The organism is Nitrosomonas sp. Is35, from assembly GCF_033063295.1.
Lineage (GTDB): Bacteria > Pseudomonadota > Gammaproteobacteria > Burkholderiales > Nitrosomonadaceae > Nitrosomonas.
Map to the genome: position 1 here is coordinate 2,802,742 of NZ_JAWJZH010000001.1, position 20,350 is coordinate 2,823,091.

Annotated in this window: 18 protein-coding genes and 1 pseudogene; 14 read left to right on the top strand and 5 right to left on the bottom strand. The window is 50.4% G+C overall.

Translation table 11 applies throughout. The features are described 5' to 3' along the window. The first annotated feature begins 20 nt into the window (after positions 1-20). The 10 genes and pseudogenes from R2083_RS13100 to R2083_RS13145 form a co-directional block, all read left to right on the top strand. Positions 21-773 carry a glycerophosphodiester phosphodiesterase gene (locus tag R2083_RS13100; RefSeq protein WP_317531687.1) on the top strand — a complete coding sequence of 251 codons (753 nt, stop codon included), beginning with the start codon at positions 21-23 and terminating at the stop codon, positions 771-773. Beyond that, positions 770-2,356 carry a glycerol-3-phosphate dehydrogenase/oxidase gene (locus R2083_RS13105; RefSeq protein WP_317538690.1) on the top strand — a complete coding sequence of 529 codons (1,587 nt, stop codon included), beginning with the start codon at positions 770-772 and terminating at the stop codon, positions 2,354-2,356. Before R2083_RS13100 ends, R2083_RS13105 begins: the two co-directional genes overlap by 4 nt. Next, positions 2,341-3,750, top strand: a complete 1,410-nt coding sequence (locus tag R2083_RS13110) for an FGGY family carbohydrate kinase (protein ID WP_317538691.1) — start codon at positions 2,341-2,343, stop codon at positions 3,748-3,750. The genes R2083_RS13105 and R2083_RS13110 overlap by 16 nt, the downstream gene beginning before the upstream one ends. 188 nt (positions 3,751-3,938) lie before the next feature. Then, the gene (locus tag R2083_RS13115) at positions 3,939-4,529 is read left to right on the top strand and encodes a protoglobin domain-containing protein (RefSeq protein ID WP_317531690.1); all 591 of its coding nucleotides are present in this window, start codon (positions 3,939-3,941) and stop codon (positions 4,527-4,529) included. Between the two features lie 71 nt (positions 4,530-4,600). Continuing rightward, positions 4,601-5,326, top strand: coding sequence for a glycosyltransferase (locus R2083_RS13120; protein WP_317531691.1), 726 nt, complete (start codon positions 4,601-4,603; stop codon positions 5,324-5,326). Positions 5,327-5,396: 70 nt separating this feature from the next. Then, positions 5,397-6,605, top strand: a complete 1,209-nt coding sequence (locus tag R2083_RS13125) for a hypothetical protein (protein ID WP_317538692.1) — start codon at positions 5,397-5,399, stop codon at positions 6,603-6,605. Further along, a complete protein-coding gene (locus R2083_RS13130; RefSeq protein ID WP_317538693.1) occupies positions 6,602-7,912 on the top strand; it encodes a D-alanine--D-alanine ligase in 1,311 nt (436 codons plus the stop codon). Before R2083_RS13125 ends, R2083_RS13130 begins: the two co-directional genes overlap by 4 nt. After that, positions 7,872-8,048 carry a hypothetical protein gene (locus tag R2083_RS13135; RefSeq protein ID WP_411172514.1) on the top strand — a complete coding sequence of 59 codons (177 nt, stop codon included), beginning with the start codon at positions 7,872-7,874 and terminating at the stop codon, positions 8,046-8,048. Before R2083_RS13130 ends, R2083_RS13135 begins: the two co-directional genes overlap by 41 nt. Before the next feature lie 58 nt (positions 8,049-8,106). Further along, positions 8,107-9,336: an IS256 family transposase gene (locus tag R2083_RS13140; protein ID WP_317537414.1), complete on the top strand. Its 1,230-nt coding sequence runs from the start codon at positions 8,107-8,109 to the stop codon at positions 9,334-9,336. Positions 9,337-9,418: 82 nt separating this feature from the next. After that, positions 9,419-9,934 (top strand): annotated as a pseudogene (locus tag R2083_RS13145) (integrase core domain-containing protein); the annotation flags it as partial. A gap of 97 nt (positions 9,935-10,031) precedes the next feature. Here the strand turns inward: R2083_RS13145 and R2083_RS13150 are convergent. Then, complete coding sequence (locus R2083_RS13150) at positions 10,032-10,616, bottom strand: hypothetical protein (protein WP_317538695.1); 585 nt, start codon at positions 10,614-10,616, stop codon at positions 10,032-10,034. Positions 10,617-11,086: 470 nt separating this feature from the next. Between R2083_RS13150 and R2083_RS13155 the strand changes: the two genes are divergently transcribed. Next, complete coding sequence (locus tag R2083_RS13155; RefSeq protein WP_317538696.1) at positions 11,087-12,532, top strand: vanadium-dependent haloperoxidase; 1,446 nt, start codon at positions 11,087-11,089, stop codon at positions 12,530-12,532. Positions 12,533-12,887: 355 nt separating this feature from the next. Next, positions 12,888-14,333 (top strand): cytochrome c peroxidase, encoded by a 1,446-nt coding sequence (locus R2083_RS13160; protein ID WP_317538697.1) that lies wholly within the window; start codon positions 12,888-12,890, stop codon positions 14,331-14,333. A 75-nt stretch (positions 14,334-14,408) separates the two neighbouring features. Here the strand turns inward: R2083_RS13160 and R2083_RS13165 are convergent, their stop codons facing one another. Then, a complete protein-coding gene (locus R2083_RS13165) occupies positions 14,409-17,126 on the bottom strand; it encodes a cation-transporting P-type ATPase (protein WP_317538698.1) in 2,718 nt (905 codons plus the stop codon). Positions 17,127-17,273: 147 nt separating this feature from the next. On the opposite strand from R2083_RS13165, the gene R2083_RS13170 reads away from it, so the two are divergent. Next, positions 17,274-17,789, top strand: coding sequence for a protein tyrosine phosphatase family protein (locus tag R2083_RS13170; RefSeq protein WP_317531697.1), 516 nt, complete (start codon positions 17,274-17,276; stop codon positions 17,787-17,789). A gap of 250 nt (positions 17,790-18,039) precedes the next feature. Here the strand turns inward: R2083_RS13170 and R2083_RS13175 are convergent, their stop codons facing one another. From R2083_RS13175 to R2083_RS13185, 3 genes are all read right to left on the bottom strand, one after another. Next, positions 18,040-18,366, bottom strand: a complete 327-nt coding sequence (locus R2083_RS13175; RefSeq protein WP_317531698.1) for a metalloregulator ArsR/SmtB family transcription factor — start codon at positions 18,364-18,366, stop codon at positions 18,040-18,042. 96 nt (positions 18,367-18,462) lie between these two features. Then, on the bottom strand, positions 18,463-18,876 hold the full coding sequence (locus R2083_RS13180; protein ID WP_317531699.1) for a DUF6691 family protein: 414 nt from the start codon (positions 18,874-18,876) through the stop codon (positions 18,463-18,465). Positions 18,877-18,906: 30 nt separating this feature from the next. Then, positions 18,907-19,335, bottom strand: coding sequence for a YeeE/YedE family protein (locus R2083_RS13185; RefSeq protein ID WP_317538699.1), 429 nt, complete (start codon positions 19,333-19,335; stop codon positions 18,907-18,909). A 131-nt stretch (positions 19,336-19,466) separates the two neighbouring features. Between R2083_RS13185 and R2083_RS13190 the strand changes: the two genes are divergently transcribed. Beyond that, a complete protein-coding gene (locus R2083_RS13190) occupies positions 19,467-20,327 on the top strand; it encodes an MBL fold metallo-hydrolase (RefSeq protein WP_317538700.1) in 861 nt (286 codons plus the stop codon). The last annotated feature ends 23 nt before the right edge of the window (positions 20,328-20,350 follow it).

The window sequence follows — 20,350 nt, forward strand, 5'->3', positions numbered from 1 at the left end:
TCAAACTATCCATCGACGCGATGTCCGGACTCAACAACCAGCCGCGCAAAAAGTCCCTGGTGTTCGCGCATCGCGGCGCTAACCGGGAAGCGCTGGAAAACACCCGTAGCGCTTTCGATAAAGCGTTAGGGTATGCCATCGATGGCATCGAGACCGATGTGCAGTTGAGCCGGGATGAGATTGCGGTGCTCTGGCACGACCGCTTTCTGAATAAAATCGGTTTGGACGGCAAACGCATCGACGATTTCGATTACCGCGAACTCAAGGCATTGATTCATCCGGAATCGGACGGCGAGGGCATCATGACCTTGCAGGATTTTCTGGCCGCTTACCGTACCCGCTGCCGCTTACTCATTGAGATCAAGAATCGCGACTGGGAAGCGGTTTCCCGTCATCAATTGAAAATCCGCCAGACGCTCGATATGATCGGGCAAAACACGGAGCAACGCATTATCGTTTCCTCGTTCAATCTGCCCAGCCTAGCGTACGCGCATCAATACAACCCGGCATTTCCGCTGGTATACAATTTCGAAGACGATCAAACTGTCGCGGATGCGCGTGCACTTTTAAGCACGCATGCATTCCTTCACGGGCTTTGTGTGCCCATTCAAAATCTGGATCGCGAGATGGTCGATCTGTTACGTGAACAGGGTAAATGTGTCGCGGTTTATACCTGCAACAGCGACGCGGAGATCACAGCAGCTCTGCAATTGGGCGTGGATATTCTGATCAGCGATGTGCCGCAACAAGCGCTGACGCTGCGCGATCGATGAAACGGGACTTCGCCGCATTACACCATCAACCCTTCGATCTCTTTGTTTGCGGCGGCGGCATCTATGGCGCGTGGACAGCTTATGACGCCGCATTGCGCGGCCTGAAAGTCGCCCTCGTCGAGCAAAACGACTGGGCCAGCGCCACATCGTCCGCATCGAGCAAATTGATTCACGGCGGTTTGCGCTACCTGGAAACCTACGATTTCAAACTGGTCAGCAAGTCTCTGAAAGAACGCACTCTGCTGCTGCATAACGCGCCGCACCGCATTTGGCCGCTGCGCTTTGGCGTGCCCGTGTACGCGCAGCAGCGTTTTAACCGTCTGCAATTGAAACTGGGGTTAACGCTGTACGATTTTCTGGCGCAAGACCCAGAACCGCGCATGCGGCACCAGTATTTCAATCCGGAACAATTCACTGCGCATTTTCCGGCACTCACCAACGTTGCACTGAAAGGCGGCTTCACGTACGCCGATGCGCAAACCGATGATGCCCGCTTAGTGCTGGAACTCATCGCCGGTGCGCAACAAGCTGGTGCGCACTGCATCAATTATTGCCAGCTGGTGCGATTATTGGAAACTGATGGCAAAGCAGACGGCGCGATTATCCGCGATCAGCTCACGCAAGCCGAACAGGCAATCCGTGCCAAGCAGATCGTTTTCACCACCGGCCAGTGGCTGGCAACCGGATCACCCAGCCGCGACTGGTGCCGTTTGGCCAAAGGTGTGCATCTGCTCATGCCCGCCGTGCTGCACGATGAAGCTTTATTGCTGACAGCCCAGTCCGATGGACGGGTGTTTTTTATGATTCCCTGGTACGGTTTAACGCTGCTCGGCACCACCGACACCGATTTCACAGGCGATGTGGAAGCAATCCGTGCCAATGACAGCGATATCGATTATCTGCTCGCCGCCGCCAATGGCTATCTGAAAACACCGTGGACTAAAGCCGATATCATCGGTTGCTTTGCCGGTGTGCGGGTTTTTAAACAACCCATAAAAACCACTTCTGCCAGTTCACCTTCCGCAGTCAGCCGCGATTGGGAGCTAAAAACCGCCGCTAACGGTGTGCACTATGCCATCGGCGGAAAAATAACCTCATCGCGCCAGGATGCCGCTTGCATCGTCGACACAGTATGCACGCAATTGGGCATCGTACAGCCTTGCATCACGCACACAACCCGCTTTCCTTGGGCGCCGCAAGAAGCTTTTCCAGCATGGTTCAGCACGATGCAGAACCGCGCGATACAGCTAAACATTGACGCGGAAAGCGCAACATGGCTGCTACGCCGTCACGGCACACAAGTGACTGAAATTTTTCGCCGCATCGAAGCGGACACCAGCCTGGCACAACGTATTGTCCCGTCGCTACCGTTCATTGTTGCCGATCTGCTGTACTGTGCAACGAACGAAATGATCGCCCACCTCGACGATCTATTACGCCGCCGCTTGCCGTTATTGATTCTCACCCAACTGACGCAGGATCAGTTGCGGCAGATCGCCTTACGCGTGGCGGTGCCCTTGCAGTGGTCTGATGCTCGTTTGCATCACGAAATTGAGCGCTGCGCGCCGTGGATCGCGCACTGATTTCAGCTGCTTCCGTTGCGCTCGATTTGGGCTCAACCTCGATCAAAGCCGCTTTACTCGACCGGCAGGGAAACCTCCAGCATATCGTCACTCAACCTGCACCCGCGATCGATAGCCGCGATGGGCGGTACGAAAGCAGCGCGTCGGATTATGCCCGGATCGCCGCGCAAGTGCTGCAAGACTGCATCGCACAAGCAGACAACAAACCGCCGCTGGGATTGTGCAGCCAGCGCTCGTCCTTTCTGATCTGGGATAAAGCCAGCGGAAAGCCGGTAACACCTCTGATTTCGTGGCAGGATGACCGGGGAAAAAGCTGTTGCGAGCGCTTGCATGCGTCGGAGGAGACCTTGCACTCGCTGACCGGCTTGCGTTTGACGCCCTATTACTTCGCCCCCAAGCTCAGTGTTTTATTACAGGAAAATCCGTCATGGCGTGAGAAGCTGGTTCAAGGCGAATGGCTTGCAGGCACACTGGATACTTTCCTGATCTGGCACTGGACCAACGGTGCGCATTTTGTCACCGACGCTTCGATGGCCGCGCGCACGCTATTGATGGATATCCACCGGCAACAGTGGTCGGATACGTTATGCCATCTGTTTGATATTCCCCGCTCGATTTTGCCGCACCTCAAGCCATCCACCGGATTGAATTTATCGCTGAATACCGGTGTAACTTTACAAGCCAGCGTGGGTGATCAATCCGCCGCGCTCATTGCCAGTTTGACCGATCGTTCTTCCGAAGCTTTGGTGAATCTCGGCACCGGCGGTTTCGTGATCCGCTCCCTTGCCGCCGATACATCCGCGTTTGGCGGTTACCTGCACACATTGGTTTATCAGGATAACCAGCGGGAAACAAAGTTTGCTATCGAAGGCACGCTCAATTCCATCGCCGCTGCGCTCGCGCCTTATCCGGTCAAAGATTGCAACACCGCAGATTTAGCGCAAAATGATATTTTCTGCCTGGCGGAACCCAGCGGTTTAGGCGCGCCGTATTTTCGCAATGACTGGGGCATACACTTTTCCGAATCGACATCCGCGCTGACCGCACGGCAAATCGCCGCGTTATTGCTCGAAGCCATTATTTTCCGGGTGTCACGCATTGTGGAAGATTTTCACCGGCACTCGCCATTAACCAGAGTCTATCTATCAGGCGGACTATCCGAACTACCTTGTCTGCAACAGGGCATCGCGCAGTGCGCTCCTTGCCCGGTTTCGCATTTGCAGCAAAAAGAAGCAAGTCTGCTGGGCGCGGCATTACTCGCGAGCGAACATAAAATAAAATACCATCGGCACGCCGAGGACATCATGGCTTTCAATGACAACAACGCTTTAGTCAAAAAATACCAGCGCTGGAAAGTCTGGTTCGATGCGTTATTGAAAACACCTAATCATTAACCTTAAAAAGGTTACCCGCACAAATTATCAATCCTGTAGAATCCGCGTTGCAAATATTTAACCGGTTTACTTTTCTCTAGCATTTAACAAGAATTCATTGCATAACAGCATGATATACAATGCATAGCTAACGACAATCGCTGTTAGTTATGGTGATTAACCTCGTAAACATTTAAAAAGGAAATTTTATGGCAACAAATATACCTGGCTATACCTACGGTACCGCTGCTGTTGGAAAATCTCCCGTATCCCTGGATGATTTCGCCAAACTGAAACAAGCATCGCTGTTCGGTGATGACGATGTGCGTTATCTGAAAATGTCGCACGACATATTGAAAGATCAAGTCGAGCAAATTCTCGACGTGTGGTACGGCTTTGTCGGCTCAACCCCTTTCCTGCTGCATTACTTTACCAACGCAGCCGACGGTCAACCCAACATGGACTACCTCGGTGGCGTGCGCAAACGTTTTGGCCAGTGGATTCTGGATACCGCCAATGCGGAATACAATCAAGACTGGTTAAACTATCAACACGAAATCGGTCTGCGTCACCACACCACCAAGAAAAACACCACGGACAACGTCAAAGCGGTGCCGATCATTCATGTGCATTACATTTTTGCCTTATTGATCCCGATCACCACCACTCTGCGTCCGTTCCTGGAAAAAGGCGGTCATTCCCGCGATGATGTGGATCGCATGCAAGACGCATGGCGCAAATCCGTGCTGATGCAAGTAATTCTGTGGTCACAACCTTACATCAAACAAGGCGAGTTCTAATTTCGCACTGGAGAGCGGTCCCCCGCTCTCCATCCTGAATCCGCACATTCACTTTCAATTCCAAGCTGGCCATGCATCTGTCGATCGTCATCCCCGCTTTTAACGAAGAACAGCTGATCCTCGACTGTTTGGATTCCATCAAAGTATCAGTCGGCGCCAACGCAAAACCCGGTTTTACCCATGAAGTCATTGTCGTGGACAACAATTCCAGCGACAAAACCGCGGAACTGGCCACGCAAGCAGGCGCAAAAGTCGTGTTCGAGCCAATCAACCAGATCGGCCGCGCACGCAACACCGGCGCGGCAGCCGCCACTGGTGACTGGCTGCTGTTTGTCGATGCCGACAGCTTGCTGAATCCCGGCATGATCACCGACATTCTTCACATGATTGAATCGGGTAAATACGTCGGCTGCGGCAGTGTCATGCATATGCCCGGGTTGCCGTGGTGGGGTAATGCCGCGATGCGGCTATGGACCGTGTGCTCAGTCACTTTCCATTGGGCATCGGGCGCACTGGTGGTTTGCCGTACCGATGCGTTTCGCGACGTGGGCGGTTTTAATCAGGAATTATTCGCCGCCGATGAAATCGATCTCAGTCAATTGCTTAAGCAATGGGGCCGCAAGCGCGGCTTGAAATTCACCATCCTGACCCGCCACCCGCTGGTGACTTCACCGCGCAAGGTAAAACTCTATACCGGCCGGGAAATCGCCGGGCAAATCTTCAGCGTCATGTTCAGTCCACGTAAGACGTTGCAGGATAAAAAGAAACTACCAATTTGGTACGATGGGCGGCGCTAATGTAAATTGTAATACCTGACTTTTCATGCAGCTCTCTATTCCAACTCCCATACCTCCGAATACAACTCACTTGCCATCCCTTAAGCTTGCGCTGATCTGTGGCGGCACCGGCGCCGAACATATTGGCAGCATCGAAAGCGCTCTCTGGCTCTTGAGTCAGTTCCGGCCGGATCACCAGCCAGGATTCTTTTATCAATATCCGGATGGGCGTCTGGCGGAAGCAGCCGAGTTGCCCGCTTTATTTGAAACCTGGGCAGTTCATCCTTACATCAAAGCTTGGATCGATCCGGCCGGTGCCGAACACTGCCGCGCTGTTTTCCGGCAGGCCACCCATTGGACTGGACCAGCCTGGACCGCTCTTACCAGCGGTAGCTGGGATCTGATTTGGCCAGCCTTTCATGGCCGAGGCGGCGAAGATGGCAGTTTCCAGGGATTCTGCGAGTTCCTTGGCGTTCCCTATGCGGGTTGCGGTATTGCCGCTTCGGTTATTGGCATCGACAAGATCAAGACGAAAGCCATTCTCCAGGTATCCGGCCTGCCTGTGCTTCCCCAAGTGATCATCGAGGATTGGGAACTAGGCTCCGTTGATACCATCGCAGCAATCAAAGAACACATAGACCTTCTACCCGGCACAACTACGCCCGATCTGGGGACTCTCAAAGCTATCCACCCTCTCCTTGCCGAGCGGGTGCAAGAATCCGAAACTCGCTTCAATTATCCGGTCTTTGTCAAACCCGCCAGCCTGGGATCTTCCCTGGGTGTTGCGAAAGCCGGAGATCGCCGGTCTTTAGCCGCTGCCCTGGCACAAGCTCTGATTCTGGATCGCCGCGCCTTGGTGGAACCTCAATGCAACTGGCCGGAATACGGTATTGGGCTCTGTGGTCTGGATGAACCTCAAGTTTCATGGGTTGTTGGTTACACGCTCAATCCCGATTTCTACGATTATGAAGCCAAGTTCGGTGCTGAGGCTCAAGAGGATGCCATCCCTGCCCGTCTCGATCCCGCTCAGACGCGGGAACTCCAGGATTTGGCCAAGTCTGCCTGGCAAGCTTTGGGCTTGGAAGGCTGCGCGCGTGTCGATTGTTTCTGGGAAAATGGCCAGCTCGCGATCAACGAGGTCAATACCATGCCCGGCTTCGGAGCACACAGCGTTTACGCGCAGGCTTTCGCCAAGGCTGGTTTACCTCCATCCGATCTGCTGGATCAAATCATGGCTGCCGGCCTGGAACGCCACCGGCGCCGGAATCAATTTAACATTAGCTTTAAGGACCGGCTATGAGCGACACTCGTCAGCCTATTACTGTTCTCTTCGGTGGGAAAAGCCCCGAGCATTGGGTCAGCGTTAAATCCGGATTATTCGCTCTGCTCCACCTGAATCCAGCACGCTACCTGGTTCGCGGTGTTTATTTTGATCAAACCGGCCAGCCAACTTCCTCAGCCACCTGCAAGGAAGCCATTGCCACTTTCTTTGCTCGTAATGAAGTCAGTTTTTTCGGTCCCGGTGAACATGCTCCAGCTGATGATATTTGCTCTTGGCTTCAGGATCGCGCTCATCCATCCGGCGCCAGCTGTCTCCGGGATGGGGGATTGGGAGATTGGGGGCTTTTTCTGCCCGTCTTTCACGGTCAAGGCGGCGAAGATGGCAGCATACAGGGCCTGTTGGAATTCTTAGGCCTAGCCTACGGCGGCTGTAATCTGGAAGGCTCGGCGTTGGGTATCGACAAGATCCTGACCAAGCAGTGCTGTGAAGCCGTAGGGTTGGCTGTGGCGCCGTGGGCCGCCATCGACAGCGCCGCCTGGGCCAGAGATCCGGCAGCTTGCCTGGAACGCTGCCGCCCTTTGGGGTTGCCGCTCTTTATCAAGCCCGCCCGGCTCGGTTCTTCCATCGGCCTCAGCCGGATCACACGATTCGAAGATCTGGCTCCAGCCATCCAAGCGGGCTTGAACTGGGATAGCCGCATTCTAATTGAAGCCCAAGTTCAGGGCATTGAATACGGCATCGGCATCGTCGGCAACCAAGCCCAGCCAATGATGTCAGCAGTAGCGGAATCCACCCTCCATTCCGATAGCTACGATTACGAGGCAAAGTATAGCGCTGATGCCTTGGACGATATTGTGCCCGCCCGGCTGGATGCTGACACCACCGCCCGGCTTCAGGATTTTGCGCTCAAAGCGTGGCAAGCCTTGGATATGTGTGGATTGGCTCGTATTGATTGTTTCCTAGGCCCGCACGGCCCAATCCTGAATGAAGTCAACACCATGCCGGGTCTGTCCGCTTGGGCTCCTTTTGTCATGGCCTGGCGCCACATCGGAGTCAATGCTCCCGGTCTGATGGATCTGATTGTTCAAGAAGCTCTGAATCGCAATCTCGTTTCTGATAGAAAACGTGCAGACAATATTGTCTTAACTGTAAGAATTACTAGCGTTGTTTACAGTATTTGGGAGAATACTGTAGATGAACATACACAAACGCACCCGATTAACTTTATTAGATCGTCAGGAAATCTGGCGGCTTTATCAAACCCGGCTGTGGAAGGTGGCGCATTTGGCGGAACGCTTTCATGTCAGCCGGCCAACGATTTATGATGTACTGAAACGCGCGAGACTGCAGGAATTTACGCCGCGTGACAGCACCAATCAGCGGTTCAAGACGTTGCAATACGGTCTTAAGCGCCTGGCTAAGGTCGAACAAGCCATCCAGGAACGGCTCAAGGAGGTGTAAATAATTTTGTGTAAATGGTCATATTGCAGGAAACTGTTTATATATTTTTGGAGCAAAAATGACCACACCCAAACCCCTGCCAGCCGGCTTAATTGATAGCCTGCTGGCCGATTACAAAAAGCCAGAAGATTTAATCGGTGAGCATGGTCTTCTCAAGCAACTCACCAAAGCGTTGGTTGAACGTGCCTTGCAAGCAGAAATGGCCGATCATCTTGGTCACGATAAGCACGAAACGGTAGTCAATGCCACTGGCAATACCAGAAATGGTAAAAGCCGTAAGACCCTGAAAGGTGAATTCGGTGAGTTACCCATCGAGATCCCCCGTGACCGTGAGGGCAGCTTCGAGCCTCTGATCATTTCCAAGCATCAGACCCGCTGGGCGGGCTTTGATGACAAGATCCTCTCGCTGTATGCCCGTGGCATGACAGTGCGTGAAATCCAACAGCACCTCACTGAAATGTATGGCACAGAAGTATCGCCTACGCTCATTTCTACGGTCACTGATGGCGTAATGGATGAAGTGAAGCAGTGGCAATCCCGGCCTCTCGATGCGGTGTATCCTGTGATCTATCTCGATTGTATCCATGCCAAAGTTCGTGACGCTGGTAGCGTTCGTACCAAAGCGATTTACCTGGCGATCGGCATTAACATGGAGGGCCATAAAGAAATACTGGGCTTATGGATTGCTCAGACCGAGGGTGCCAAGTTCTGGCTCAGCGTTGTCACTGAACTCAAAAATCGTGGCGTGCAAGATATCTTTATCGCCTGTGTCGATGGCTTAAAGGGCTTTCCCGAAGCGATTGAAACCATCTATCCACATGCCATTGTACAACTCTGTATCGTGCACATGGTTCGTAATAGTCTCAACTACGTCGGCTGGAATAAACGCAAGGAAGTAGCTGCTGATTTACGTTTGGTCTACAGCGCCGCCACGATTGATGAGGCTGAACACGCGTTAGCCGACTTTGAAGATAAATGGAACTATGCTTATCCACCGATCGCCCGATCTTGGCGCAATAACTGGCAACGCATCATTCCATTCTTCGACTACCCGCCTGAGATACGGCGCATTATTTACACCACCAATGCGATTGAGTCAGTCAATATGAGCCTACGCAAAGTCAGCAAAAACCGTGGATCGTTTCCCAACGATGAAGCTGTGATCAAATTGTTCTATTTGGCTCTCAGCAATATCGCCAAAAAATGGTCTATGCCACTAAGAGATTGGAAACCGGCACTAAACAGGTTTACTATTCAATTTAACGAAAGAATGCCTCGGCATTATTAACCACCGTTTACACAAAATCTAGGACACCCCCCGGCTCAAGCGTGAAGCCAAACGCTATAACAAGTCTTACCCAGGCGAGCTTGTTCACTTTGATACCAAGCGGCTTTCCTTGTTGAAAGGGCAATCCGCCAATGAACCTCGCGAATACCTGTTTGTGGCCATCGATGATTTTTCCAGGGAGCTGTATGCCGATATTTTTCCCGATAAAACTCAACACAGCGCAGCTCGCTTTCTCATAGACACTGTCATTGCCCAATGTCCGTATCAGATCGACTGCGCTTATTCCGATAACGGCAAGGAATTTAAAGGAACTGACGGCCATGCTTTCGGCAAAGCTTGCACACAACACGGTATCGGACAGAAGTTTACCCGCATCAATCGTCCGCAAACCAACGGCAAAGCCGAACGAGTCATCCGCACCCTGATGGATATGTGGCACAGCCAGATTTCCTTTAAAGACTGCGCCGATCGGCGCATTCTGCTTTCCCGTTTCATTAACTTCTACAATACCGTCAAACCTCATAAGAGTTTGAATAATGCTACCCCTTATGAAATACTTCACGCTTATTTCAATCAACCTCTCTGTAAACAACCCTGAGATTTCTTACATCTTAACCAATTAAATATAATTTTAAACCAGCAAATTAGGCAGCTCTAGACTTACAAATTGTATCTGCAAGTCTAGAGCTATGGCATTAATCCAAATCTATTACGAATAAACAATCAAATACCATTGGATCACCAACATTACCTGCAAAATTAGCCATACTCACCATCCCGGATAAGCGTACTTTTCCTGAAGCATCTGCGAAGCGTCCGGTCCCACCGATAACGGAATTTTGATCACTGGCAGCACCCGTAATATGAGTAACCGTGAGTCCCCTAGGGGTTGTAGTCGGCTGAAGGACTGGCTGTACACTGGTCTTGCCTCTGGTAACCAAAGTACCAGCGGGTAAATGAAAGTATGTTGTACCGACCAAAGCAACCCCAGTTCCTGTTGGAGTAACTTTTGACAAACAATCGGTTCCACGTCCTACGATCTGATTATTTTTCGCATTAACTACATGAACATCAAAACACATTGCATTATCTTCTACACCATCTCCATCGATATCCGGAACTTTACTTTCATACATATCTCCAGATCCTGTCAAATTGAGGACCATGTGTTTACCTGCATTATCATCATGATCTTTACTGTCATTACGATCTTTAGCATGAACTGCCAATGGAATTAAAATACAAATAAATACTGGAACAATTACTTTTTTCAGATTCACATTACTCTCCTTTAAAAAAATTTACTTAAGGAAGTTCTGAGAACTACTGCTCTTTTGGCTATGCTGCGACATGATCAGATTCAGAATGCTCGCTATTCATTCCCAGGTCACACATTTTCACCTGACTTCATCTTGCTTCGCCATCGTTTACTATCTTTCTCAGAACTTCCTTAAATACCGGACTTCCTGAAACCCAATGCGATCTTCAAGATTTGCACTCAGTTAATCGCATCGGTTTTTCTATTTTTAACCGCGAATAACTATCTCATTAAGTCATGTTTTCTTGTGTGACTTTTCTCACAGCCAACTTAACCTAGTTTATCTAGACTACAACTATTAACTCAACATAACCATAGCGAATTAGCATTGATTTAAATGAAATAATAGCTATTTTCAGTAGCTACTGAATATTACGTTGCGTTAAGTTTTAAAAATTCAGCTCTTTTTATCCACGGAGAAGGAGGAAATAAATGAAACACCAAAATATCAGAAGAGTCGCATTTGCAACTTTGGGCACCGCAATGTATTTTTGCAGCCAACTAACCATTGCAGAAACTATCGTAACGAAATGGAATAATGCTGCGCTGGAAGCCATTCGCACCACACACCCAGGCCCGCCAATTGTGGCTAGATCGCTGGCAATCACACATACTTGCATGTTTGATGCGTGGGCAGCCTATGACAAAAAAGCAAAAGGCACGCAACTAGAAGATCATCTGCGCCGCCCTGTCAATGAACATACCCATGCGAATAAAGCAAAAGCCATGAGCTATGCTGCTCATAAATGCTTATCCGATCTGTTTCCCACACAAGTTATCAGTTTCAATAGCTTGATGGGTACATTAGGTTATCCTTTGGACAATTCGACCGATACTTCCACTCCAGCAGGTGTTGGCAATGTTGCAGCGGCGGCGGTCATTGAATTCCGCCATCATGACGGCTCCAATCAATTAGGCGATCTGAATGGCGGCGGAGCTCCCTACAGTGATTACACCGGATATACACCAGTCAACACGTCTTCATCCATTAACGATCCGAATCACTGGCAGCCATTATCAGTCGGCGGGCACGATCAGGTTTACATTGCGCCGCATTGGGGAAACGTGAAACCTTATGCTCTGAAATCCGGCTCGCAATTCCGGAAAGATATTCCTGCACCCGCCAACTATAACACCGAGCCGGAGCGCTATCGTATTCAAGCGCAACAAGTTGTCGACTACGGCGCTCATTTAACCGACGAGAAAAAAGTCATCGCTGAGTACTGGGCGGATGGTCCGTTATCCGAACTGCCACCCGGACATTGGACATTGTTTGCCACATTCGTATCGGATCGTGACGCGCACAATATCGATCAAGATATCAAAATGTTTTTCGCTTTATCCAATGCTATTCTGGACGCCAGTATTGTGTCGTGGGATATCAAACGGTATTTTGACTATGTCAGACCCGTTACTGCCATACACTTTCTCTTCGCTGGTCAACATATTCCCTCATGGCAAGGGTTAATCGACGGTGCCGATTGGAAACCTTATCAAGCCGCCAGCGTAGTTACGCCTCCATTTCCGGAATATTTCTCGGGACACAGCATCTTCAGTGCCGCAGGTGCGGAAACGCTGAAGCTGTTTACCAAAAGCGACAACTTCGGACATAGCGTAGTCATACCAGCCGGATCATCAAGAGTCGAACCTGGTACCGTACCGGCTAAAGATATTGTCCTCTACTGGGCTACTTTCTCCGATGCTGCTGATGAAGCAGGTGTTTCCAGACGCTACGGCGGTATCCATTTCATTGACGGCGATTTAGTAGCGCGCAAATTTGGACGTATCATAGGACAAAGCGCGTGGAAAAAATCATTGAAACATTTCGGTGAGCATAGCGGTAACCAGGACAAATCCGATAAGAATGAACGAGAATAAAAGCTTTTATTTGATTTACTGATCAAACTAATTCTAATTAAAATCAGTACTATAGCAGCAAGAAGACTACCAATCCGCGTTTGGTAGTCTTCTATTCAGCAGTTATCCTCCGCGAAACCTACCCCCTTCGGAACTTTTTCTACACGTAATTTCAACTTAATTCAGCAGATGTGACTTTTCTCACAGCCAGTTTGCTCTAGGTTAATTAGACTATAACCACTAGTTCAACAAGACTATATCCGGTCTTTATTTATTCGACTAGACTACGCCGCAATTTTCAGCATTTAGCTGAAACTTTGTTGCGCTAAATTTTGAGAAAAATTTAGCCATTTTATTCACAAATAGGAGAAAGTAAGTGAAGAACAATATTAAGCTGCAAGCAATATCAGCATTACTTATCATGCTGGCAGCACCCGCGTTTGCCAAAGACAGCCATGATCTCGAGCATGATGATCATCCAAACCGCCTGCCGAATATGTTCAGCGCGGAAAATAGCCATGGGAAAGATGCGACCTATAGCACAGCAGGTTTTATTGATCTTAATAACCCATTTTTCAAAAGTATCGGAACCAATGGCCGCAGCTGCGCTTCTTGCCATGCACCGGATCAAGGATGGACCATCACCCCGCAAGAAGTAAAGAAACTGTTCAATAAAACAAAAGGTCTGGATCCGCTTTTCCGTCTGGTGGATGGCGCCAACTCCCCCCTCGCGGATGTAACTACGGTTACAAAACGCCGCGCGGCTTACAGCATGCTGCTGGAAAAAGCCAATATTCGCGTGGGAATCGGTATTCCCAGCGGCGCGGAATTTGAATTGATCGAAGCCGATGATCCTTATGGCTTCGCCAGCGAAACCGAATTGTCTCTATTCCGCCGCCCGATGCCAACCACCAACCTGAAGTTCCTCAGCACCGTCATGTGGGATGGCCGCGAAACAACTCTGAAACCAGGCTCCAGCGATTGTATTTTCGGCACATCGACTTGTTTCTCTCCGGTATCGTTTGACTTGAGCACCCAAGCCAATCACGCCACACGAGGCCATGCCGAAGCGCTGCGCGATCTGACCGAAGAAGAGCGCGACGCGATCGTGGCATTTGAATCGGGATTATTTACTGCGCAAATTGAAGATAATGACGCCGGCAAACTTACCGCAGAAGATGCACTCGGCGGACCTAAAGCACTGAAAAAGCAAAATTATCACTTTGGCATTAACGATACATTAGCGGGTGACTACCAAACACGCGAACCTTTTAATCCCAACGCAATGTCACTCTATGACAGCTGGAATCGCTTTAAAGCAACCAAATCCACTCATGGCACCAAAAGCGCACGCGCTGCCATTGCACGCGGACAAGCGTTATTCAACAGCAAACCGATCTTGATCAAAGGGGTAAAAGGCATTAATGATGACTTGGCCGTTAGCGTACTGCCAGGCACTTGCACAACATGCCATAACACCCCGAATTCAGGCAATCACTCCACACCAATGCCTCTGGATATCGGTATTGCCGATGAATCGCGCCGCACACCGGATATGCCGCTGTACACCCTGAAAAACAAAACGACGGGTGAAATCGTCAAAACGACCGATCCAGGCCGTGCGTTGCTGACCGGCAAATGGAAGGATATTGGCCGTTTCAAAGGACCGATCCTGCGTTCGGTTGCTTCACGCCCACCTTACTTCCACGATGGCTCTGCACCGGATCTGCAATCCGTGGTTGAGTTTTACAACACCCGCTTCAGTATCGGTCTGACCGAAAGAGAAAAAGCCGATCTCGTGGCTTTCCTCGCAGCACTGTAATAATGTTGAAAACTGCATCCGCCGGTTAGGGGATGAAAACGGGCCAATTTATACTTAACTGGATAAATTGGCCCTTCATAAATTCTTCAATCCCCTGCGCCGCAACCAGTATTTTTCACATTCAATCGCTATAAACAAAATCAAACTCACTGCGGCAATACGTCCCCAAGCCGCAGCATCCAGTGCAACGGTACCAAATAATTGTTGCATGACGGGTAAATAAGTAAGCAGCAACTGCAATATCAGTAACGAACCCGCCGCCAACACCACATAGCGATTACCCAGCATGCCCTGACGCGAACACACGGAAGCGATCAAATAGCGGCAATTGAATAAGTAGACAATTTCACATAGCACCAGCACATTCACCACCACGGTACGGCCAAGCTCAACACTCGAACCTTGCGCCAGCTCCCAGAAATATAAGGCAAAGCTGCCACCAATCATCAAAAGCGTGACAAAAACGATACGCCACACCAGGAAGCCCGACAAAACCGGCGCACGGGGATCATGCGGCGGGCGCGACATCACATTCATTTCGGGCCGTTCAAACGAAAGAGAAATCGCCAAAGTCACCGTCGTGACCATATTGATCCATAAAATTTGCAGCGGCGTAATTGGTAACGCCATACCAAACATGATGGCCAGCAGCACCAATCCGGCTTCACCGCCATTGGTCGGCAGCACATACACCATTGTTTTGCGGATATTATCGTAAACTGTGCGGCCTTCTTCTACGGCATGCGCAATTGACGCAAAATTATCGTCCGTCAGTACCATTTCAGCCGCTTCCTTAGCCACCTCGGTACCTTTCCGTCCCATGGCTACACCGATATCGGCGCGCTTTAAGGCTGGCGCATCGTTCACACCGTCGCCGGTCATGGCAACAATTTCACCGTTATTCTGTAAAGCGTTCACCAGACGCAGCTTGTGCCCCGGATCGGCGCGGGCAAAAATATCCACATCCGCAGCCGCCCGGCGCAATTGCGCATCGTCCATTCCATCCAGCTCAATTCCCGTCACGGTCTGCTGACCATCCCCAATGCCCAGGCTTGCACCAATCGCAGCAGCGGTGATGCGGTGATCGCCGGTAATCATTTTGACGCGTATGCCCGCGGCATGACATTGCTGCACAGCGGCAATCGCTTCCTCGCGCGGCGGATCCATAATGCCAACCAAGCCGAGCAAAGTGAATCCGGTTTCCACATCGGACATCGCCAATGTGTGCTGCTTTACCGGCATCACACGGCTGGCAATGGCGAGGATACGCTGTCCGTTCTCGCTTGCTTCGCGTATTCTGGCCTGCCAGAAATCGGACTGAAGCGGGCGGTCTTCCCCTTGGCTACGCTGATGACTGCACATAACCAGCACTCTTTCCGGCGCGCCTTTGACATAAACCAGGCTTTGCCCGGTGTGATCATGATGCAGTGTCGCCATAAAGCGGTGCTCCGGCTCAAACGGAATCACATCAATGCGCGGCAGCTGCTCATGTTCCCGCGCGGGATCCAGCGCGGCCTTCGTCGCCAAGGTAATCAGCGCACCTTCTGTCGGATCGCCTTGTATCTCCCAAGTATCATCGCCCTGCCGCAGTAATGCGTCATTACACAACAAACCGGCGCGGCACAGCTCCCGCAGATCGGCATGACCGGCGCTGGAAATTTCCGCGCCATCCCGGCTAAAACCGCCCTTTGGCGCATAACCCGCGCCACTGACCTGCAATTGATCGCCGGCAGTGATTACGCGTTGCACGGTCATCTCATTGCGCGTCAGCGTTCCGGTCTTGTCGGTGCAAATGACCGTTACGGCCCCCAGCGTTTCAACCGCCGGGAGTCTGCGCACAATGGCGCTGCGCCGCGCCATATTCTGCACTCCCAATGCCAGCGTGATCGTCATGATGGCCGGTAACTCTTCCGGGATAGCCGCGATCGCCATACTGACTGCCGCCATAAAAATTTCACTGAGCGGATAGTCTTGCCACAACAATCCATACACAAAAATACCAGCGGCCAGCAATAAAACCACCAGCGTCAGCCAACGGGCAAAAATCGCCATTTGCCGCAGGAGCGGCGAGGTCAGCTTATCGACTTGCGCGATCATCTGACTGATACGGCCGATCTCGGTCTGCTGGCCGGTGGCAACCACGATACCCGTTCCTTGTCCATAAACCACCAGCGTACCGGAGTACGCCATGCAGAACCGGTCTCCGATAGCTGTCACGGCCTCAACCGCACTGATGGATTTCTCCACCGCTTGCGATTCTCCGGTCAATGCAGCTTCCTCGATACGCAGGTTTTTACAATGGAGCAAGCGCAAATCGGCCGGTACCTTATCGCCCGATTGCAGCAGGACAATATCACCGGGCACCAGTTGCTCTGTCGGAATCTGTTCCCGTTGACCCGCGTGTATCACAATCGCAGAAAGCGACAGCATGTGCCGGATTGCATTGAGCGCTTTTTCCGCTTTGCCTTCTTGCACGAAACCGATGATGGCATTAATGACCACCACACCCAGAATGACACCGCTATCCACCCAATGCCCGAGAACCGCCGTCAGCACGGATGCAACCAGCAAGATATAAATCAGCACATTATGAAACTGCAATAGAAACCGCATCACGGCACTCTTCGCCTGCGGAGTCTTCAAACGGTTTGCGCCATAGCGCTCAAGCCGCTGCTGCACTTCCGTTTGCGATAGTCCGTCGCTTCCGGTATTCAGCGCATCCAGCGTGTGCTGCGGTGGATAGGTATGCCATGCGGGTGTACCGTTGGCTTCCGATGCGTGTTCATGCGGCATGAGCGTTTTTCCTTTGATGAAATTTGTCGGATTGCATTGCGTCCATTCAATAGACCGGAACCGGCAGGAATAATTTGTATTTCATTATTCAGTCCGGCTACAATGAAAACAATCTTTTTTCACTTAACACAGCAAATGGGGCTTTCTATGAAATACTCTATCATTCTGATTACGCTGGCGGGCATGTTGTTTACCGGCCTTACACAAGCATCGGGTGGCCGCGTGCCATTCGCGCACCAGGTAATTCCCGTACAAAATTACAGCCGCGCTACGGAACAAGTCGCCATATCAGGAATGATCAGCGATGGCGGCGTGCAAGCACTATCAGCTACCGGCTTCAAAACGGTTATTGATTTGCGTACCAAAAACGAAGGAACTGCCGAAGAAAAAGGATTGGTCGACTCGGTTGGTATCGCCTATTTCAACATCCCAACGACAGTGGCCGGTATCACTAAGGAGCAAGTGGCCCAATTCGCCAAAGTGTTCCAATCGGTGCAAACGCCAGTACTGATTCATTGCGGATCGGGTAACCGGGCCAGTGCCATGTGGGCCAGCTATCGCATCACCCAAGGCATCGATCCGGAAGTCGCCATTGCAGATGCCCGGAAAACCGGATTGCGCCCTCCACTGGAAGAAAAACTACGTGAAATCATGCTGAACTGAACGTTAGCTTCACTTGCCAACCGGCTCAACGCAATTTAACAACATCCATGAACGAAACACTTGCAGGAACTACAGCGGCCTCTGCTGTAGTTCCTGCTTTGCTGTTGGTAATCAGCAGGTCATCAAACATACTCCTTATAACCCACTGATAGAATAAGACAATCGAAAAAATCTGCTAAAAACGGTATCACGAAAAACTGCCGTCAAAACGAACTGCTCAAGCCGGTATCAGTATGATCGCGCCCTTCCTTCAATCGGGATGATTTTTACAATACAGACTGAATAAAGTTTCCATGATTTTGACGGCGTCCTGGCTTGCCAAACTGTAGTAAATGTATTTCCCTTTACGCTCCGTCGCAACCAAATTCTCTTCACGCAACACCGTCAATTGCTGCGACAAGGTGGGTTGATGAATTCCCAGCAATTCTTCCAGCTCCCCCACATTACGGGTTCCTTTGGTCAATTCGCATAAAATGAGCAGCCGGTCTTCGTTAGCCAATATTTTCAGTAAAGCGCAGGCCTCCGATGCGGATGAATGCAGCGCTGCGATATTGTTTAAGGCTGAATCTGTTTTCATGATTAATTAATTCTTTACGTTAACTTATGTTAATAAGACTAGGATAATAAAATAATATTTATCTGACATTCAAGATTCTAATTCATTTACATCAAATCAGCCACGATCTTGCATTATTTGGTAGATCCCCATCCCCAGTAGCATCGCAACCAGAAACACCAGAGCATCACCGTTGCCCGTTCCCATTAATACCAAGGCCGGCCCGGGACAAATGCCTGCAATTCCCCAGCCAATTCCGAACAAGAGACTCCCTAAAAGCAAGCGGCTATCTACTTTAGCCACACCAGGTATCTGCATCGGTAAACCGAGATAGGATTGCTCACGCTTTCTTGCCAGCATAAAAGCAACAGTACCAACAGTCACTGCACCGCCCATCACCCATAGCAACGTAGCATCCCAATCGCCTGTCACATCAAGAAATGCCAAAACCAATGCCGGATTAACCATGCCTGAGCCGATGATTCCGAAACCGAAAATAATCCCAGCGATTAACGCGATAAAACTCACCATTTTGATTCTCCAATAATCCATTTATCCAGGCTAAACTAAAACATGCCGCAATAAATAAACCGCTGCGAAACCAGTCAGCATGAATACCACCGTCGCTGCAATGGAGCGCGGCGACCCGCGCGATAGACCGCACACGCCATGACCGCTGGTACACCCCGAACCCAGACGGGTACCATAGCCCACCAGCAGACCAGCAAGCGCGAGCATCGCATGGCTGGTTTCTATTTGTATTGGCGGCATGTCAAAAAAAAGCTTCCAGATGACCGCCGACACTATAAGTCCAAAAATAAACGCAACACGCCAACTGATGTCGCCTTTTTTTACCCGGTATAATCCACCCACAATCCCGGATATGCCTGCAATGCGGCCGTCAAAAAATAATAGCAAAGTCACCGCAATTCCTATGACAAAACCACCGGTCAGCGCATGCCATGGTACTAAATCAAAAGTGATGGACATGGTTGATTTCCTCCTTCTATTGCATTTCGATCACAATGCATAAATTAATTACAATATGTAATATTGTATAATTATAGATAAATGCAATATAATATGTAAGATTTTTCCTAATAATATAACAGGAGAACGCAATGAAGCCTACTATTCAAGCATTCTACGATCCGGCAACCTGGACCGTCAGTTATGTTGTTTTTGACGAATCGGGCGGAAATTGCGCCATTATTGATCCAGTTCTGGATTACGATCCCAAATCGGGCAGAACCAGCACGTATTCTGCTGACAAGTTGATTGCATTCATCCGTGAACGGCGGTTATCGGTAGAGTGGATACTGGAAACGCATGCGCACGCGGATCATTTGTCATCCGCCGATTACCTCAAACATCAAGTAGGTGGAAAAACCGGCATTGGTGATCATATTCCCGCCGTACAGAAGACCTTCACGAAAATTTTCAATCTCGGCGATGAATTTGTCCCTAACGGCCATCATTTCGATCACCTGTTTGCTGATGGCGAGTTATTCTCAGTTGGGAATCTAACGGGCAAAGCCATCTCCGTATCCGGCCACACCCCCGCTGATTTAGCATATCAATTCGATGATGCCGTGTTTGTGGGCGATACACTCTTCATGCCGGACATAGGTACGGCACGTGCGGATTTCCCGGGAGGGGATGCGCATCAGCTATTTCATTCCATCCGGAAAATACTGGCTCTGTCGCCAACAACACGGCTCTTTATGTGTCATGACTACCCTCCCGCCACGCGCGCGGCCGCATGGGAAAGCACCGTGGCACTACAACGCGCGCACAATATTCATGTTCATGACGGTATTGACGAAAACACCTTTGTCAGCATGCGTAATCGCCGTGATGCAACCCTGGAGATGCCCAATTTATTGCTGCCTTCGATACAGGTGAATATCAGAGCGGGGAAACTGCCGCCGGTCGAGACAAATGGTGTTGCCTACTTTAAGATACCGGTCAATTTGATTTGATGTAACCTACTGTGAATGACTTA

What these genes read in the sequence shown, in the direction of transcription:
- R2083_RS13105 (WP_317538690.1), top strand. Translation starts at nt 770, where the DNA reads ATGAAACGGGACTTCGCCGCATTACACCATCAACCCTTCGATCTCTTT.
- R2083_RS13185 (WP_317538699.1), bottom strand. Translation starts at nt 19,335, where the DNA reads ATGTCCATCACTTTTGATTTAGTACCATGGCATGCGCTGACCGGTGGT.
- R2083_RS13120 (WP_317531691.1), top strand. Translation starts at nt 4,601, where the DNA reads ATGCATCTGTCGATCGTCATCCCCGCTTTTAACGAAGAACAGCTGATC.
- R2083_RS13175 (WP_317531698.1), bottom strand. Translation starts at nt 18,366, where the DNA reads ATGAAAACAGATTCAGCCTTAAACAATATCGCAGCGCTGCATTCATCC.
- R2083_RS13190 (WP_317538700.1), top strand. Translation starts at nt 19,467, where the DNA reads ATGAAGCCTACTATTCAAGCATTCTACGATCCGGCAACCTGGACCGTC.
- R2083_RS13155 (WP_317538696.1), top strand. Translation starts at nt 11,087, where the DNA reads ATGAAACACCAAAATATCAGAAGAGTCGCATTTGCAACTTTGGGCACC.
- R2083_RS13130 (WP_317538693.1), top strand. Translation starts at nt 6,602, where the DNA reads ATGAGCGACACTCGTCAGCCTATTACTGTTCTCTTCGGTGGGAAAAGC.
- R2083_RS13180 (WP_317531699.1), bottom strand. Translation starts at nt 18,876, where the DNA reads ATGGTGAGTTTTATCGCGTTAATCGCTGGGATTATTTTCGGTTTCGGA.
- R2083_RS13100 (WP_317531687.1), top strand. Translation starts at nt 21, where the DNA reads ATGTCCGGACTCAACAACCAGCCGCGCAAAAAGTCCCTGGTGTTCGCG.
- R2083_RS13140 (WP_317537414.1), top strand. Translation starts at nt 8,107, where the DNA reads ATGACCACACCCAAACCCCTGCCAGCCGGCTTAATTGATAGCCTGCTG.
- R2083_RS13165 (WP_317538698.1), bottom strand. Translation starts at nt 17,126, where the DNA reads ATGCCGCATGAACACGCATCGGAAGCCAACGGTACACCCGCATGGCAT.
- R2083_RS13115 (WP_317531690.1), top strand. Translation starts at nt 3,939, where the DNA reads ATGGCAACAAATATACCTGGCTATACCTACGGTACCGCTGCTGTTGGA.
- R2083_RS13170 (WP_317531697.1), top strand. Translation starts at nt 17,274, where the DNA reads ATGAAATACTCTATCATTCTGATTACGCTGGCGGGCATGTTGTTTACC.